This window comes from Acinetobacter sp. YH12155 (genome assembly GCF_013418255.1).
GTDB classification, from domain to species: Bacteria; Pseudomonadota; Gammaproteobacteria; order Pseudomonadales; family Moraxellaceae; genus Acinetobacter; species Acinetobacter indicus.
Map to the genome: position 1 here is coordinate 60,062 of NZ_VPCK01000009.1, position 15,234 is coordinate 75,295.

A 15,234-nucleotide genomic window follows, 5' to 3' on the forward strand; every position below is an offset into this window, starting at 1 on the left:
TCATCCGTTAATTTATTTTAAAATGGCTGAGCATGTTCGTCAGTCTAAAAAATCTGTGACGAACATGCAAGAGAAGGCAAGAAGTTTGCTGTTACCGTGTTGTTAAGCTTTGGACTGACTGCTTTGTGCTTCACATTCACGGCGCACATCTTCAATAATTTTTAATTCTTCAGCACTAAATGGCTGTTCGTTTTGCTGCTGCTTTTTAAAGCTTGGGTCGAGTAAAGACAGACGCTGACATAAGGTATTCATGCGTTTTTCATTGTGCTGAATACGGTCGAGCAAGACCCGCATACCGTCTAGAATCGGATCAGACTGATCCTGGGTAGCCGCATACGGCTGGAAACCGATGCTTTCGGCATAGTCACGGCGGCGTGCTTCGGCTTCATCTTTTGGCTGATCTTTGGTAATAAAACGCGCCGGATTGCCGACCGCGGTGGTATTGGCCGGTACCGCTTTGGTCACCACTGCATTGGAACCGACTTTGGCATTTTTACCCACGGTAAATGGCCCGAGAATTTTCGCGCCAGCACCGACAATCACGCCATCTTCTAAAGTCGGGTGACGTTTGCCTTTGTTCCAGGTGGTCCCCCCAAGGGTCACGCCATGATACAGGGTCACATCATCGCCAATTTCGGCTGTTTCACCAATCACCACACCCATACCGTGGTCAATAAAGAAACGGCGACCAATTTTCGCGCCCGGATGAATTTCAATACCGGTGGCAAAGCGGCTAAATGAAGACAGCAGGCGCGCCGAACCCTTGCAGTCTTTGTTCCAGAGTTCATGTGCAACCCGATGCATGATCAGGGCATGAATGCCGGGATAGGTAGTTAAGACTTCCAAGGTATTGCGTGCAGCAGGATCGCGCGCAAAGACAGCTTGTATATCTTCTTTGAGCTGTTTAAGCATTATCTTGATCCTCGTCCTGTGTCGATGTTGTTGATGATTTTTTCCATGAACCGTTATTCAATGCCTGTACGCGACTAAAAATGCCACGTAATAAGTGATATTCCATACGATCTAATTGTATACGTCCAAAAAGCCGACGCAAGCGCAAAGGTAATAATCTTGGATTTTTCGGATCCATAAATTCAATCTCGGCCAGCATTTTTTCAATATGCGGATAGAACTGTTCCATCTGGGCATGGGTCACTAAAGGTTCATCCCATTCCATTTCGATACCATCAAGAACTTGCATGGTGGCTTTAGGGTCTGGCTGCTGTTCTACCCGGGCCATGGCTGCCATCCGCATTTCATAACAGATAATCTGAATGGCCTGGGCCACGTTTAACACGCCGTAATCGCTATTCACCGGAATGGTGACATGGTAATTGGCCAGGGCCAGTTCTTCATTGGTCAGACCACGATCTTCACGGCCAAAAATCACCGCAATTTCCTGATGCGATGCCGTGACGGCCTGCATGGCTTTTTCCGCAGCCGGGCGGACATCCAGCAGCGGCCAGGGAATGGTGCGGCTGCGCGCACTGGTACCAAACACCAGATGACAGTCCTGAATGGCCTGTTCCAGGGTGTCGACAATTTCAATCTGTTCAATCAGATCGGTGGCACCGGCCGCCAGTGCGTCAATATCCGGATGCGGATAGGTCTTCGGTGCGACCAGCACCAGTTTGGACAGGCCCATGGTTTTCATGGCGCGTAAGGCGCTGCCGATATTGGCGGGCAGAGTGGTATTGACCATGACAATACGCACATGGGAGAGATGTGCTGACAAGGCAGCATTGTCGACTTGACTCATACAAGGTCCAGAATAAAGAAAATTTTAAATTAAGAATATTGACCCATTTCGGCCTGATATAAATCGAGCGCATCATCCATGCTCATGTCCGCTGGAGGTGCCGGAACGTGGGCAGGCTTGGGCTCATGCGCAACCGCTTGGGCGGCTTTAGATTTCACCTGATATTCGATATGCAGAGCATCTTTACCAAAATAATCACGTAGCTTGATCAGCAGTTCATCCATTGGCGCGACTTTCCATTGCACGCCTAAATGCAGTTCAGCAGTGGCATAGCCATAATCTACATACAGGATCACAGGAATATGCGCGCTCATATCAATATTGGTATACGGCATCAAAATCTGCTGTACATCACGACTCAGCGTTTTACTGTCATGTTCGGCAGATAGCGTAATCTTGATACTGTTGGCCCGTTTCTGACGGATTTCATTCAGGCTAAAGGCTTTGGTCAGACGCCCCATTGGACGGTCAAAACCTTCGCGCTCATAAATTTCGCCTTCAATCACCACCACTTTTTCAACCTGGATGATGTCTTTAAAGCGCTGGAAACGCTCGTGATTGGCTGATACTTCAATTCGTGCGGTGCCATCATCTAAGGTCACCACCACCCGGTTCGGGAAGTTGGCCACATCCAGCACCAGTCCGGCAAAGACTGTGGTGACCCCACGGCGGGTCGGACTCAGTTCATTAATTCGCGCCGGAATAAAGGATTTCAGCTCAGCCCGGTATACATCAATCGGGTGGCCGGTCAGGTACAGGCCTAAAGTATCTTTTTCACCTTTTAAGCGGACTTCATCGGACCACGGTTTGACCGGTTTTGCCGGTTTGCGCTGTACTTCTTCGACTTCACCAAACAGGTCCATAATGCCGGTTTCACGGTTAGAACGGGCCTGTTCTGCGGCTTGCACTGCTTCCGGTAACTGCGCCATCAGGCTGGAACGTTCAATGCCCAAACAGTCCAGAGCACCGGCACGGATTAGGGCCTCTAAGGTCCGTTTATTGATTTTTTTCAGGTCAATCCGGTGACAGAAATCAAACAGGTCTTTATATGGCCCTTGCTGGATACGCGAATCAATCACCGATTGCATGGCCTGTTCACCCACGCCTTTAATTGCGCCTAAACCATACACAATGGTTTTGTCATCGGTGGCATGGAAATGATACAGCGACATATTCACCGACGGTGGTAATACTTCCAGACCATTGTGGCGGCAGTCATCAATCAGGAACACCACGTTATCGGTGTTCTGCATTTCCGAGGACATGACGGCAGCCAGGAACTCAGCCGGGTAATGGGCTTTGAGCCAGGCGGTCTGGTAGGCCACTAACGCATAGGCAGCCGCGTGTGATTTGTTAAAACCATAGCCGGCGAACTTTTCCATATAGTCGAAAATATGGTTGGCGGTGGCTTCATCAATATCTTTTTGGGCTGCACCTTCAATAAAGATTTTACGCTGCTTGACCATTTCTTCGGGTTTTTTCTTACCCATGGCACGGCGCAGCAAGTCTGCACCACCAAGCGTATAGCCGGCACAGTACTGTGCGGCCTGCATCACCTGCTCCTGATACACCATAATCCCGTAAGTTGGCTCCAGTACGCCTTCGAGCAGCGGATGCAGGTATTCAAATTCACCGCCATGCATACGATGAATAAAGTCCGGAATCAGGTCCATTGGACCCGGACGATACAAAGATACGAAAGCAATAATTTCTTCAAATTTACTCGGGCGTGCTTCTTTCAGCATCTTTTTCATGCCCACGGATTCAAACTGGAACACCGCGGTGGTATTGGCATTGGCAAAGACCAAATAGGCATCTTTGTCATCCAGCGGAATATGGGCAATATCCAGCGGGATCTCGGGTTTAACCCGTTTATTAATATTCTGCACCGCATCTTCAATTACAGTCAGGTTACGCAGCCCCAGGAAGTCGAACTTGACCAGACCAGCGGCTTCAACGTCATCTTTATCGTATTGGGCCACCCGGCCGGTGCCATCGGCATCGCACAGTACCGCAGAGAAGTCGGTAATTTTGGTCGGTGCAATGACCACACCACCGGCGTGTTTACCGGTATTTCGGGTAATGCCTTCGAGCTTTAATGCCATTTCCCAGATTTCAGAAGCATCGTCATAGTCCGGGTTACCCGGATTGGTGACAATATCTTTTAACTGCGGTTCAGCCGCCAGCGACTCTTCCAGACTCAGACCCAAAGGTTTGGTCGGAATCATTTTGGAAATACGGTCGGCCAGACCATAAGATTTACCCAAAACCCGGGCCACGTCACGAATCGCGCCTTTAGCGGCCATGGTACCGAAGGTGGCAATCTGCGATACCGCATCACGGCCATAGGTACGGGCCACGTAGTCAATCACGCGGTCACGGCCGGCAATACAGAAGTCGACGTCAAAGTCGGGCATCGAGACACGTTCCGGGTTCAGGAAACGTTCGAACAGCAGTTCATAGCGCAGCGGATCCAGATCGGTAATTTTTAAACTGTACGCCACCAGCGAGCCGGCACCCGAACCACGACCCGGACCGACCGGCACGCCGTTATTCTTCGACCACTGAATGAAGTCCATCACGATCAGAAAGTAACCCGGGAATCCCATCGAGTTAATAATATTAATTTCGTATTCAATCCGCTCATCATACGGTTTGCGGATTTCAGGCCAGTCTTCATCGCGCTGCGCTACCGGATAAAGATGGTTCAGGCGCTCTTCCAGACCTTCCTTGGATAAATGCGCAAAGAAGGTTTCAATGGTATGGCCTTCCGGAATCGGGTAATCCGGCAGGAAGTATTTGCCCAGTTGCAGCGTCACATTACAGCGCTTGGCAATGTGATAGGTGTTTTCAATGGCAGACGGAATGTCGGCAAACAGCTCGGTCATTTCTGCAGCGGTTTTAAAATACTGCTCCGGGCTGTAGTTTTTCGGACGGCGGCTATCACCCAAGACATAACCATCGGCAATACAGACGCGCGCTTCATGCGCTTCAAAATCTTCACGGCTGATGAAGTGCACATCATTATGTGCCACCACGCCAATATTATATTTTTTCGCCAGCTGTACCGCTTCATAAATGAAGTCTTCTTCATTCGGGCGATTGGTGCGGGTCAGGGCCAGATAAACCCGGTTTCCAAACTTGGCAATCCATTCTTCAAGTAAAGGTTCGGCTTTTTGCGGGTTCGAGGTGCAGAGCATTTTACCGACATCGGAGTGAATGCCGAGCAGGGCGATTAAATCGTCATGCTGCTCCAAGACCCAGTCTTTCTGTACGCAGGGAATATCCAGCTGCTGGCCTTCAATAAAACCGCGCGACACGATTTCGGTCAGATTACGCCAGCCATGATTGTTCATGGCCAGTAAGGTCATGCGATGTTCGGCATCATTCAGGCGGATTTCCGAACCCATGATCGGCTTGATGCCTTTGCCCAGACATTTGCCATAGAATTTGACGGCGGCATGCAGGTTGGACAGGTCGGTGATGGCCAGGGCAGGCATTTCTTCACTGGCTGCGGCTTTGACTAAATCAGGTATACGTACGATAGATTCTGTAATCGAAAATTCAGTATGAATACCAAGATGAACAAAGTGCATAAATCAGTCCCTGCAAAAACCACTGCACATTTTAGCACGGGATTTTGGCTTTCAGTTTGAAATTAAGGGGAAATGGCGAAGTTTTAGATATGTAAACCAACGTAGCGGATTGGTTTCTCATCACTTGAACAGTAATCTGCATGGGCTGAAAACCAGCGTTTTCGGGCTGCTATGAGGGTGATTAACAGCCAAAATAAAACCCTCCGTAGAGGGTGATTGATTTGAGGACGAGGAATCTATCTCGCTTTGGATAGAGAATAGAGAGGTGAACCCTTATCTGAGTTTAGCCAGCCATTCACCCAGCATCTGCACAATTTGCACCAGAATCAGCAGCACAATGACGGTCAGAATCACCACGCTGGTATCAAAACGCTGGTAACCGTAAGAAATCGCCAGATCACCAATACCACCGGCACCGACGGCACCGGCCATTGCAGTTGCACCAATCAGGCTGATGGTGGCGGTGGTCAGGTTTAGAATCAGCGAGCTACGTGCTTCCGGCAAAATAAACTTGAAAATAATATGCAGCGGTGTCGCACCCATGGCTTGTGCTGACTCAATAATCCCTTCATTCACTTCCAGCAATGAGGTTTCCACCAGACGGCCAATATATGGACCGACATAAATGGTCAGCGGGACAATGGCAGCCCAGGTGCCAATTGAGGTACCGACCAGAAACTTGGTTAAAGGAATAACGGCAATTAACAGGATAATAAACGGCAGGGAACGTAGCGCATTTACAATCGGGTTCAGGCCATGATAAATCGCGCGGTTCGGTAAAATACCGCCCGGACGGGTGGCGACCAGGGTAATCCCCTGAATAAAGCCCCAGATACAGCCAAACAGCATGGCAAAAAACACCATGTGGAAAGTTTCTTGTAAGGCTGTGACAAACTGGTCCATCGACAGGGCGCTTTTCCAGAACGGCGCGGTCAGGCTGGTGAGCCACTGGACAATTAAATCTCTCATCCTTGTACTCCTGCTTGTTCAACCTGAACCCCATTTTGTTCGAGGAACTGAAGTGCTTGCTGAATAATGGCCGGGTCCCCTAGCAACTGAATAAACATCTGCCCAATCACCGCGCCATTAATTTCAGTCATGTTAGCAAATAAAATATTCAGGCTTAAATCAAACTGTTTAATTACTGCCTGAATCACGGTTTCCTGCGCCGATTTCCCTAAAAATTTCAGGCAGTAAATACTGTGCTGATTCTGGTTTTCCAGATTGTTTAAAATATTCACCGGTAACTGCTGTTGCAGCACGGTTTGAATAAAATTCTTGGTGGTTGGATGCTGCGGCTGGCTAAAAATGTCCAGGGTAGAACCGGTTTCAATCACCTGGCCATGTTCCATAACGGCCACATAATCACAGACTGATTCAATTACATCCATTTCATGGGTGACCATGACAATGGTAATGCCTTGTTCACGATTAATTTTTTTTAGCAGTTCCAGCACCGATTGCGTGGTTTGCGGATCCAGCGCACTGGTGGCTTCATCACAAAGTAAGATTTTAGGATGATTGGCCAGGGCACGGGCAATCCCGACCCGCTGTTTTTGACCGCCAGACAGCTCATCTGGATAGGCATCTTTTTTATGTTTCAGATCAATAAATTCGAGCAGTTCATTCAGGCGTTTTTCACGCTCTGCCGCCGACCAGCCGAGCAGTTTCATCGGCATTTCAATATTGGCCGCTACGGTTTTGGTTTGCAGCAGGTTAAAGTGCTGGAAAATCATGCCGATATTGGCACGTTCCTGACGCAGCGCCTTGGCACTTAAAGCGGTAAAGTCAGTGTTATTGATGATTACCTGACCTTCATTCGGGCGCTCCAGCAAATTAATCAGACGAATGAGGGTACTTTTTCCTGCACCACTATAACCAATAATTCCAAAGATACTGCCATCTGGAATTTGCAGATTGACCTGATCCAGCGCGCGAATGGTCTGGCCTTTAAGCTGATAATGTTTGGAAATATTCTTAAATTCGATCATAGCGTCAAGAAACTGTACAAAAATGAAAAACAGGCAAAGTACACTTTGCCTGTTTGTTAACTCAGCATTATATGCTTAATTGGTTTCAGTTAAATAGCTGACAGGTTTATTTACCGCAACTTTTGTGCCACCGAAGTTTTGATCTACATACTGTTTCACCGCTTCAGTGTGATAAAGCTCACCGACTTTTTTCAGGATCGGGTCATCTTTACGTGCTTCTGCAACTGCCAATACGTTGACGTTCAGCTTGGTGCTCTGGTCAATTGGTTCGTAGAAGATTGAATCTTTCAGTACGTTTAAACCGCCTTCCATCGCTAGGGTATTGCCTAGCACAATGGCATCCACTTCATCTTTAACACGAACTGCAGTCGCCATTTGAATTGGCTTGATGACAATTGCTTTGGCATTTTCAGTAATGTCATTTGGAGTGCCCGTTGCAGGAGAGAAGTCTGCTTTCAGCTTGATCAGACCTGCAGATTGCAATAACAGCAGGGCACGCGCTTCATTGGCTGCATCATTCGGAATAGCAATGGTCGCGCCGTTCTGGAACTCTTCCACTTTTTTCACTTTGCTTGAGTAAATACCCATTGGCTCAAGATAGGTGGTCGAAACCGGCGCAATCTTCTGCTCATTGTTGGCATTGTAAGCCACCAGATAAGCATAAGACTGGAATGCGTTCACATCAATTTCATTGTTTGCCACAGCGGTGTTCATTGAAACGTAATCGGTGAAGTTTTTCACTTCCAGCTTGATACCCGCCGCTTCAGTTTCAGGCAAAGTCGCAATATAGCGCCAGATGTCAGCATCGGAACCGGTAGATGCCATGGTGACGGTTTGTACAGTTGCAGCATCAGTTTGTGCGGCGTCAGTTGCCGGCGTTTCCTGTTTTGCACAGCCAGCTAAACCAACAGAAAGACCTAGAACCAGGCCAAGGAACTTTTTCATGTGTCCATCCCAAATAAAGTGAAGCAGCCAGGCTGTTACTTTATTGATAATTTTAAGCGCCGGGGTTTCACTTGAGCCGAAAGAGGCGAGATTCAAGTCCGTCCAGTGCGCGAATTCGTTTAGGCTTTTAGCTATCTGCTGTATTTTTCAATTGACTTTAAAAACGCTTAAAGCCATGTAATTGAAAACTTTATTTTTAGAAGATAGCGAAAAAATGGCCTACATCATAACAATAAATTGATATACAAAATAGTGTATAGAAACTAGACCTTTAGCCGTATTCCTGCATAAGTAAAGTTCATAAAATAAGAAAAGAATAAACAAATCAATTTACTATTTTGAATTGAAAGGGCTAAATCTATGAAAAAATCTTATAGATGTTTATATAAAAAATTATCCAATCTAAATCGTAAAAATAGATATAGCACAGATGGGGTAGGATGATAGATCTTTATAATGATTATTTCCTTCAATCCTATGACAGTTTTCATCCAAACTTGAGATTTTTAATGCGCTTGCAGATAGCTTTGGCGATCAATTTGATAGAGCACATGCATGAGTAAAGGATGATCTGCCGGCACCAGCGGATGCGCAAAGGTTTTGACTTTGCTTAAGCCAATTTTTTGCATGACTTTTTCCGAGGGCGTGTTGAGCACGGTAGTAAAGGAAACTACGTTGTCCAGCTGTAGCTCACGAAAAGCATAATCCAGTACGGCTTTTGAGCCTTCGGTGGCATAACCGTTGTGCCAGTATTGCTTGGCTAGTCGCCAGCCAATTTCAATACATGGGGCAAAATCATAGTGTTCTAGATGCTGATGTAAACCAATAAACCCGATAAATTCACTGCTGCTTTTTAGTTCGACAGCAAACAGGCCCCAGCCGTGTGTGGCAATAAAATTTTGGATACGTTGCATAAAAGCCAGACTTTGCTGCTCGGTCAAGGGATTGAGGAAATAGCGCATGACTTCAGGATCGGCACACATTTGGATAAATGGGGATGCATCACTGTCTTGCCATTGGCGGAGGATCAGGCGAGGGGTTTGCAGGTGGATTTTCATGTTAAAATGATTAATAAGCTCTTGATGCATCATAAATGCATTTATCAAGAAAAGAATGATAATTTCCGTAATGAGATAAGACATGAAATCCCTTCTCTTGCGCTATATATGGCTCAGGGAGAAGGTGAGGCGGAGGGTTGGCTTCATAATGAAAAATTAAAGCACCTCTCCCTGACCCTCTCCTGAGAGGAGAGGGAAACCTTCGAAGCATAAAAAACCCCGCACTCAGCGGGGTTTTTTACTTAATCAATCTAAGAGAGAATTAAGCATTTTCACGCGCAATCGCACGGTAACCAATATCTTTACGATATTGAACGCCGTCGAAGGTTACTTTTTGGCAAAGTTCTAAAGCTTTTGCTTGTGCTTCACCAATGGTGTTGCCTAGTGCAGTTACGCAAAGTACACGACCACCAGCAGTGACAATCTCACCATTTTCATTGGCTTTTGTACCGGCATGGAACACTTTGGCATCGGTCATTTCGGTGTTTAAACCAGAAATCACATCGCCATTGCTAGACGTTTCTGGGTAGCCTTTAGATGCTAAAACAATACCGACAGTCTTACGCTCATCCCATTCAGCTTCTGCTGGCAAGTTACCTGCAATACCAGCCTCAACCAGATCAACCAAAGATGATTTTAAACGCATCATGATTGGTTGAGTTTCAGGGTCGCCGAAACGACAGTTAAACTCGATCACCTTTGGTTGACCTTGTTCATCAATCATCAAGCCAGCGTACAAGAAACCGGTGTATACGTGACCATCTGCTTTCATACCGTCAATGGTTGGGCGCATTACCTCTTTCATCACGCGCTCAAATACGTCTGCAGTCACCACAGGCGCAGGAGAGTAGGCACCCATACCGCCTGTGTTTGGACCTTGGTCGCCTTCAAAAATACGTTTATGGTCTTGAGAAGTGGCCATTGGCAAGATGTTGTCGCCATCAATCATACAAATGAATGATGCTTCTTCACCTGCAAGGAATTCTTCGATGACTACGCGAGAACCGGCATCACCAAATTTGTTGCCTGCCAGCATGTCATCAATGGCTGCAAATGCTTCTTCGTTGGTCATCGCCACGATTACGCCTTTACCTGCAGCAAGACCATCCGCCTTAATCACAATCGGCGCACCATTTTTTTCAACAAAGGCTTTGGCTGCATCAACTTCAGTGAATACGTCATAGAATGCAGTTGGAATGTTGTGGCGTTTTAAGAAATGCTTGGCAAATGCTTTAGAGCCTTCAAGCTGCGCTGCAAACTGGGTTGGACCCCAGATTTTTAAACCTGCTTCACGGCAAGCATCCACCACACCATTGACCAGCGGTGCTTCAGGACCAACCACGATTAAATCTACCGCATTGTTTTTTGCAAAGTCGATAATCGCCGCATTGTCTAAAATGCTTAAATTGATGTTTTCACATTTAGCTTCGGTTGCTGTACCTGCGTTGCCTGGTGCAACAAAAACTTTAGCAACTTTTTCATCTTGTGCGATTTTCCATGCCAATGCATGTTCACGACCGCCATTACCCAAAACTAAAATGTTCATTTAAAAAATCCCTCAAAATTGAATCCCTCCCAACCTCCCTTTAAGAAAGGGAGGGGAATCGCGAAAAACACTGTTCTCTTACGCGAAAAGTCCCCCTTTTTACAAAGGGGGATTTAGGGGGATGATTAAATACGACTTCTAATTAATTTAGTTAATTAGTGACGGAAGTGACGCATGCCAGTGAACACCATGGCAATACCAGCTTCGTCAGCTGCTGCAATGGTTTCTTCATCACGCATAGAACCACCCGGCTGGATAATGCATTTGATCCCTGCTTTCGCAGCGTTATCAATACCATCACGGAACGGGAAGAATGCGTCAGATGCCATCACTGCACCTTCAACCACGAGGCCTGCATGTTCAGCTTTAATTGCTGCAATACGCGCAGAGTTTACACGGCTCATTTGGCCTGCGCCCACACCGATGGTTTGACGGTTTTTCGCATACACAATCGCGTTAGACTTCACGTATTTCGCCACTTTCCAGGCAAAGATCATGTCGTCAATTTCTTGCTCGGTTGGAGCACGTTTGGTCACCACTTTAAGATCATCTTTGGTGATCATGCCCAAGTCTTGGTCTTGCACCAGCAAACCACCGTTGACACGTTTATAGTCCATTTGTGGCGCACGTTCGTCAATTGCTGGTAATTCGCCACAGACCAGTACACGTACGTTTTTCTTCGCGCCAGTCACGTCCAAAACACCTTCAGCAACGCTTGGTGCAATAATCACTTCAACGAATTGACGGTCAACAATGGCTTGTGCAGTTGCAACGTCTAATTCACGGTTGAATGCAATGATGCCACCGAATGCAGATTCAGGATCGGTTGCATAAGCCAAGTCGTAAGCCGCTTGAATGCCGTCTAAAGATACCGCAACACCACATGGATTCGCGTGTTTTACGATCACACAAGCAGGTTTCGCGAATGATTTCACGCATTCAAGCGCAGCATCAGTGTCGGCGATGTTGTTATAAGAAAGTTCTTTACCTTGCAGCTGTTTAGCTGTTGAAACAGATGCTTCAGTTGCCGCTGGGTCTACATAGAATGCAGCAGATTGATGCGGGTTTTCACCGTAACGTAAATCTTGTGCTTTGTTCAATTGTGTATTGAACGTACGCGCAAATTTGTCTGCTTCGCCTTGTTCTTTACCTACGCGAGCGCCTAAGTAAGATGCGATCATGCCGTCGTATTGTGCAGTATGTTCAAATGCTTTCACTGCCAGGTCAAAACGGGTTGCGTATGACAGGCTGCCTTCAGCTTTAAGCTCGGCAATAACAGTCGCATAGTCAGATGCGTTGACGACGATACCGACAGACGCATGGTTTTTCGCCGCAGCACGAACCATGGTTGGACCACCGATGTCGATGTTTTCAATCGCATCTGGCAGGGTGCAGTCAGGTTTTGCAACCGTTGCTGCAAATGGATAAAGGTTCACTACCACCAAATCGATTGCATCGATGTTGTGTTCTGCCATTACAGCTTCGTCTAGACCGCGACGAGCCAGAATGCCGCCATGAATTTTAGGATGTAAAGTTTTTACACGACCATCCATCATTTCTGGAAAACCGGTGTGCTCTGAAACTTCAACTACAGCGATATTGTTGTCTTTAAGCAACTTATATGTACCGCCTGTAGATAAAATTTCTACCCCAAGAGCCACTAGATTTTGTGCAAATTCAACAATTCCAGTTTTGTCAGAAACAGAGATTAAAGCGCGTTTAATAGTCATGATTTTCGTCACAGTTATCAAAAAACAGATTAAAACATTAGCAAAATGCGGTTAAAAAAAATGCCCACGAAAGCCGCGAGCATTTTATCATTTATTCACTCATTAAACCGTGAGCTTTTAACTTTTTACGTAAAGTACCACGGTTTAAGCCTAGAATCTCGGCAGCACGTGTCTGGTTACCACGTGTATATTCTAGAACTACAGATAAAAGAGGTTTCTCCATTTCTGCTAGCACCATGTCATACACCTGAGAAGGTTGCTCGCCTTGCAATTGAGCAAAGTAATGGCGAACTGCGCGATCAACGTGGATACGAAGAGCGACATCAGATTGTGCAGTAAAAATAGGAGATTTGCTATTCATGCGAATTAATCCGAAAAATCAGATATCACTTGGGTAAAGTGATATATAAATGTGGTCTATAAATAAATGAACCCCGTTTTAGATCCTAAAACGAGAGTTCTAAAACTGGAACATTTAGCTTGCCACAACTCACAGCGCTGGTCGAAAAATAAGCGTAACAATAGATTAATAATTGTTACAGACCAAAAATCGAAACGAAAAAACCTGCTCAATACGCGTTATTGAAAATAAGGCGCATTCTGCGAGTTTCTATTTGTTTTGAATTACTGAGGAGTATGCAGCACTAAGCTTACGTGGCGCGTATCATACCATTGTCTTAGAAAAAGTGAGCAAGAAAACTGCACTTTTTTTACATTTTTTTTTAATTTTTAAGGCTTGATAATTTCTAAATTATAGGTATCAAAGCTTTTTCGGGTCACTGGCAGCTGAATTTCAAACTTGAATGGGGTATTTTTTGGAATCCGCTCAATGCTGGCCAGACTTTTAATTAAATACTCTTTCGGTTCGAGTACATAGGACGCCACTTCTTCATTATCATCTTTTAAGGTGATTTTCAGTTTTGGCAATACCAAACTCTTGTCATGAAAATTGATCAGCTCGCCGGAGAACAAGGTATGTTCATGGTCATAGCGTTTCACCCGCACACGGTTAATTGAAATCAGGCTGTACTGCTTTTCAAAGGTTTCACAGTTAAACAGCTGGCAGACCCCGTTAAAAGCCACAGTCAGGGCAGGGCTGTTGTTCATGAATTTCGGGTTAAACCATAGAATCTGGAAAATCAGCAAACCGACCAGACTAAAATTGACAATACCCCACAGCGTGTAATAGCCCGCACCATGTTTCTTGCGTTCTTGCTGCAGTTCATTTTCAGACAGATTCATCGAGGGAATACTGGCAATCGGTTCGGTGCTGAAATAATTCAGATTGTTTAAGTAGGTCTTTAAATCAATATTGGAATGTTCAACCTTACGGTCAAAAATATCCAGCAGATGGGTTTCATGTGTGTCGTCAAAAGCCAGACCATGATCGGCCAGAACCGGCGAACTGACCTGTCCACCAGTAAAACCGTTGTATTCGAGCTGGGTTGGCGCAGGCTTTGGCTGCACCAGATGCGAGAGTGCATTAAAGGTAGAGGCACATTTGGGACAGCAAACCATGCCCTGAGCCACTGTAAGCTGTGCAACAGAAACTTTATAGGTGGTTAAACACTCGGGGCACTTGGTCTGCTTTTCACTCATAAGATCTATAGAGGTTGATTAATGCGGCTGGCGCTTCCCGGAAATTCGGCACCAGTTTTCTTCACGTTTTTCGACCTCTAATATATCAAAAAATTCAGAATAAACACTAGAAACTTCAGCAACTTGCTCTTCGATTACACCTGCAAGTGCGAACTCTCCCTCAGATTTGGTTAAAGTTGCGAATTCAGGCGCAAGCATCATTAACGGGCCAGCCAGAATGTTGGCAACCAGTACATCGGCTTTCTGATTTTTTAAGGTTTCATTAAACTCTTCAGGCAGACCGACAAACAGACGATCCAGTACGCCATTCAATTCAGCATTTTGCTGGGTGGCTAAAACCGCCTGCGGGTCAATATCAGTGGCATAGACTTTTTTCGCACCTAAAAGTAGGGCAGCAACACCTAAAATGCCAGAACCGCAACCATAGTCGATGACGATTTTATCTTTAACATCGGTTTTACCTAACCATTGCAGGCACAGGAACGTTGAGGCATGGTTACCGGTACCAAAGGCCAGACCCGGATCCAGTTTAATATTCACCGCATCTGCTTCAGGGGGCTCTAGCCATTCCGGTACAATCCAGAATTTTTCAGCAATCTGGATTGGCTCGTAATAATCCATCCATGAGCGTTCCCAGACCTGATCTTCCAGGAATTCGCTACGCATTGGTGCATCTGGCAGTTGAGTGCGAATGAAAGTTTCCAGCGCAGCCACATCAATTTCTTCGTTTTCGTCCTGTGCATAAATACCGGTCACAATCACCTTGTTCCACAGCGGTGTTTCGCCTGGAAGTGGTTCAAGCAAGTCCTGATTTTCAGCATCATCCAGCGTTACACTCACGGCGCCAAGTGAGCTGAGTAATGTTTCAGTAAAGTCGACTTGAGCTTGATCAACAGTAATATGTATTTGTAACCACTTCACAGGAATAACCTAATTTGTTTTTTCAAAAGGATATTGTAGCGGAAGGCAATCGGTTTCGCCTACCAATGTACAAAATAAAAAGGATGCCA

The 15,234-nt window shown here is 46.0% G+C and carries 13 protein-coding genes; 1 reads left to right on the forward strand and 12 read right to left on the reverse strand.

Features of this window, described 5'->3' with window-relative positions:
* Positions 1-102 precede the first annotated feature (102 nt).
* From cysE to FTU86_RS08325, 7 genes are all read right to left on the reverse strand, one after another.
* Entirely contained in the window at positions 103-912 is an 810-nt protein-coding gene (gene cysE, locus FTU86_RS08295; RefSeq protein WP_005178800.1) for a serine O-acetyltransferase, read from the reverse strand.
* Positions 905-1,759: an RNA methyltransferase gene (locus FTU86_RS08300; RefSeq protein ID WP_005178798.1), complete on the reverse strand. Its 855-nt coding sequence runs from the start codon at positions 1,757-1,759 to the stop codon at positions 905-907. The genes cysE and FTU86_RS08300 overlap by 8 nt, the downstream gene beginning before the upstream one ends.
* Before the next feature lie 29 nt (positions 1,760-1,788).
* On the reverse strand, positions 1,789-5,355 hold the full coding sequence (gene dnaE / locus FTU86_RS08305) for a DNA polymerase III subunit alpha (RefSeq protein WP_168396940.1): 3,567 nt from the start codon (positions 5,353-5,355) through the stop codon (positions 1,789-1,791).
* Between the two features lie 273 nt (positions 5,356-5,628).
* A complete protein-coding gene (locus tag FTU86_RS08310) occupies positions 5,629-6,324 on the reverse strand; it encodes a methionine ABC transporter permease (RefSeq protein WP_180036814.1) in 696 nt (231 codons plus the stop codon).
* A complete protein-coding gene (locus tag FTU86_RS08315; protein ID WP_075174374.1) occupies positions 6,321-7,346 on the reverse strand; it encodes a methionine ABC transporter ATP-binding protein in 1,026 nt (341 codons plus the stop codon). The genes FTU86_RS08310 and FTU86_RS08315 overlap by 4 nt, the downstream gene beginning before the upstream one ends.
* Before the next feature lie 75 nt (positions 7,347-7,421).
* Positions 7,422-8,291: a MetQ/NlpA family ABC transporter substrate-binding protein gene (locus FTU86_RS08320; protein WP_005178787.1), complete on the reverse strand. Its 870-nt coding sequence runs from the start codon at positions 8,289-8,291 to the stop codon at positions 7,422-7,424.
* Between the two features lie 506 nt (positions 8,292-8,797).
* The gene (locus FTU86_RS08325) at positions 8,798-9,280 is read right to left on the reverse strand and encodes a GNAT family N-acetyltransferase (protein ID WP_225876429.1); all 483 of its coding nucleotides are present in this window, start codon (positions 9,278-9,280) and stop codon (positions 8,798-8,800) included.
* Here FTU86_RS08325 and FTU86_RS13890 point away from each other — a divergent pair.
* Positions 9,191-9,535: a hypothetical protein gene (locus tag FTU86_RS13890; RefSeq protein WP_373684734.1), complete on the forward strand. Its 345-nt coding sequence runs from the start codon at positions 9,191-9,193 to the stop codon at positions 9,533-9,535. The two genes, FTU86_RS08325 and FTU86_RS13890, sit on opposite strands and share 90 nt — an antisense overlap.
* 76 nt (positions 9,536-9,611) lie before the next feature.
* Here the strand turns inward: FTU86_RS13890 and purD are convergent, their stop codons facing one another.
* From purD to prmA, 5 genes are all read right to left on the reverse strand, one after another.
* Positions 9,612-10,895, reverse strand: coding sequence for a phosphoribosylamine--glycine ligase (purD, locus tag FTU86_RS08330; protein WP_180036816.1), 1,284 nt, complete (start codon positions 10,893-10,895; stop codon positions 9,612-9,614).
* Positions 10,896-11,050: 155 nt separating this feature from the next.
* Positions 11,051-12,625 (reverse strand): bifunctional phosphoribosylaminoimidazolecarboxamide formyltransferase/IMP cyclohydrolase, encoded by a 1,575-nt coding sequence (gene purH / locus FTU86_RS08335; protein WP_005178775.1) that lies wholly within the window; start codon positions 12,623-12,625, stop codon positions 11,051-11,053.
* A 91-nt stretch (positions 12,626-12,716) separates the two neighbouring features.
* Positions 12,717-12,986: a DNA-binding transcriptional regulator Fis gene (gene fis, locus FTU86_RS08340; RefSeq protein WP_001086304.1), complete on the reverse strand. Its 270-nt coding sequence runs from the start codon at positions 12,984-12,986 to the stop codon at positions 12,717-12,719.
* 368 nt (positions 12,987-13,354) lie between these two features.
* Positions 13,355-14,224, reverse strand: coding sequence for a DUF3426 domain-containing protein (locus tag FTU86_RS08345; RefSeq protein ID WP_104491618.1), 870 nt, complete (start codon positions 14,222-14,224; stop codon positions 13,355-13,357).
* An 18-nt stretch (positions 14,225-14,242) separates the two neighbouring features.
* The gene (gene prmA, locus FTU86_RS08350) at positions 14,243-15,145 is read right to left on the reverse strand and encodes a 50S ribosomal protein L11 methyltransferase (protein ID WP_016659106.1); all 903 of its coding nucleotides are present in this window, start codon (positions 15,143-15,145) and stop codon (positions 14,243-14,245) included.
* Between the last annotated feature and the right edge of the window lie 89 nt (positions 15,146-15,234).